The sequence below is a fragment of the Methanobrevibacter oralis genome, assembly GCF_001639275.1.
GTDB classification, from domain to species: domain Archaea; phylum Methanobacteriota; class Methanobacteria; order Methanobacteriales; family Methanobacteriaceae; genus Methanocatella; species Methanocatella oralis.
Genome location: NZ_LWMU01000039.1, coordinates 1 through 555, shown reverse-complemented (window position 1 = coordinate 555; position 555 = coordinate 1). Strand labels below are relative to the sequence as shown.

Genomic DNA, 555 nt, shown 5'->3' with positions numbered 1-555 from the left:
TTTTCAGTTACATTAAATTTTTCTAAGTTTTTTTTAATTGTTTTTTAGCATCTTTTGGAGTTTTTGTAAAAATAGGATATGCTTTGCTATAATTATATCCTAATTTTCTTACTATGACTCCTATTTGTTTTAAACTGTATTCTACATTGAATTTTTCTTTAATTATTTGTTGAACATTTTTCATTGATAAATTAGGAGTATTTTCAATGATATTATCTAATTCTACTTGTTGTTCATAAGATAATTTTGATGGTCTTCCGCCTCCAAAAGATGGTTTTAAACCATCTAAACCGTCCATTTCGCATGATTTAGCCCATCTGTGAACAGTTGGGTAAGAAATGTTAAGTAAATTTGCTGCATCTTGTATAGTATGGCCTTCTGTTATAAATTTAATTGCAATTAATCGCTGATAATACCTGTAAAATGCAACATATTGACTCATTTCATTGTTTAACTCTTCTTTACTCATTTTATTAAATAGATTTATTTTTGATTTTCCAGACATAATATATTATTTGTCACTCATCTATAATAAAAGTTTAGTAAATAACTATA

1 protein-coding gene is annotated in these 555 nt (G+C 25.4%); it reads right to left on the bottom strand.

Going from position 1 to position 555, the window contains the following annotated elements; translation table 11 throughout:
* Nucleotides 1-22: 22 nt before the first annotated feature.
* The gene (locus tag MBORA_RS00915) at nucleotides 23-469 is read right to left on the bottom strand and encodes a helix-turn-helix domain-containing protein (protein WP_248845828.1); all 447 of its coding nucleotides are present in this window, start codon (nucleotides 467-469) and stop codon (nucleotides 23-25) included.
* Between the last annotated feature and the right edge of the window lie 86 nt (nucleotides 470-555).